Source organism: Trabulsiella guamensis ATCC 49490 (assembly GCF_000734965.1).
In the GTDB taxonomy this organism is placed as follows: Bacteria; Pseudomonadota; Gammaproteobacteria; order Enterobacterales; family Enterobacteriaceae; genus Trabulsiella; species Trabulsiella guamensis.
The window spans coordinates 1-1,653 of sequence record NZ_JMTB01000145.1; the positions used below are offsets into that span (position 1 = coordinate 1).

At 58.3% G+C, this 1,653-nt stretch carries 1 protein-coding gene; it reads right to left on the reverse strand.

Annotated features, from left to right (window positions below):
- Nucleotides 1–2 precede the first annotated feature (2 nt).
- Nucleotides 3–1,649 (reverse strand): class I fumarate hydratase FumA, encoded by a 1,647-nt coding sequence (gene fumA, locus GTGU_RS23095; protein ID WP_038163334.1) that lies wholly within the window; start codon nucleotides 1,647–1,649, stop codon nucleotides 3–5.
- Nucleotides 1,650–1,653: the final 4 nt, after the last annotated feature.

The window sequence follows — 1,653 nt, forward strand, 5'->3', positions numbered from 1 at the left end:
GGTTACTTCACGCAACGCGTGCACTGCGAGGACTGGATCTGCTGGAAGAAGTCGTTGCCTTTGTCATCCACCAGGATGAACGCCGGGAAATCTTCCACTTCGATTTTCCAGATGGCTTCCATCCCCAGTTCCGGGTACTCCACGCACTCCAGGCTCTTAATGCTGCCCTGCGCCAGTACCGCCGCCGGGCCACCGATGCTGCCGAGATAGAAACCGCCGTGTTTATGACACGCGTCGGTCACCTGCTGGCTGCGGTTGCCTTTCGCCAGCATGATCATGCTGCCGCCTTCTGACTGGAGCTGATCCACGTAGGAATCCATACGACCGGCGGTGGTTGGCCCCAGCGAACCGGAGGCATACCCTTCCGGCGTTTTGGCCGGACCGGCGTAGTAGATCGGGTGATCCTTGATGTACTGCGGCAGCCCTTCGCCTCTGTCCATCCGCTCTTTCAGCTTCGCGTGGGCGATATCACGCCCGACGATGATGGTGCCGGTCAGCGACAGGCGCGTGGACACCGGGTACTGCGACAGCTGCTTAAGGATTTCGCGCATCGGGCGGTTCAGGTCCACTCGCACCGCTTCACCCTCGCCCGCCTTACGCAGCGCTTCCGGGATGTATTTGCCCGGGTTGTCTTCCAGTTTTTCCAGCCAGATACCGTGACGGTTAATCTTCGCTTTGATGTTGCGGTCTGCGGAACAGGAAACGCCCATGCCGACCGGGCAGGAGGCACCGTGGCGCGGCAGACGAATCACGCGGATATCATGCGCGAAATATTTACCGCCAAACTGCGCGCCGAGGCCGAAGTTCTGCGCCTCTTCCAGCAGCTCTTTTTCCAGTTGTACGTCGCGGAACGCCTGGCCGTGCTCGTTACCTTCCGTCGGCAGACCGTCATAGTATTTGGTCGAGGCGAGCTTGACGGTTTTCAGCGTGGCTTCCGCTGAGGTGCCGCCAATCACAAACGCAATATGATACGGCGGGCAGGCTGCGGTCCCCAGCGTGCGCATCTTTTCAACCAGATAGTTTTTCAGTTTACCCGGCGTCAGCAGTGCTTTGGTTTCCTGATACAGATAGGTTTTGTTGGCCGAACCGCCGCCCTTGGCGATGCAGAGGAATTTGTACTCGTCGCCATCAACGCTGTAGAGGTCAATCTGCGCCGGCAGGTTGGTGCCGGTGTTAACCTCTTTGTACATGTCCAGCGCGGCGTTCTGCGAGTAACGCAGGTTGTCTTCGATATAGGTGTTGTACACCCCGCGGGCAAGCGCCGCTTCATCACCGCCGCCGGTCCAGACGCGCTGGCCTTTTTTGCCGGTGATGATGGCGGTACCGGTGTCCTGACAGGTCGGCAGAATGCCCTTCGCGGCGATCTCAGAGTTACGCAGGAACTGCAGCGCGACGTACTTGTCGTTCTCGCTGGCCTGCGGATCGTGCAGGATATCAGCGACCTGCTGCTGATGTGCCGGACGCAGCATAAACGAGGCATCGTGGAAAGCGTGTTGCGCGAGCAGGGTCAGCGCCTGAGGGTCTACTTTGAGGATCTCCTGCCCTTCAAATTCTGCGACAGAAACATAATCGGAGCTGAGGAGATAGTATTCGGTGTCATCCTTTGAAAGGGGGAAAGGATCCTGATAATGAAAGGGTTTGTTCGACATTGTT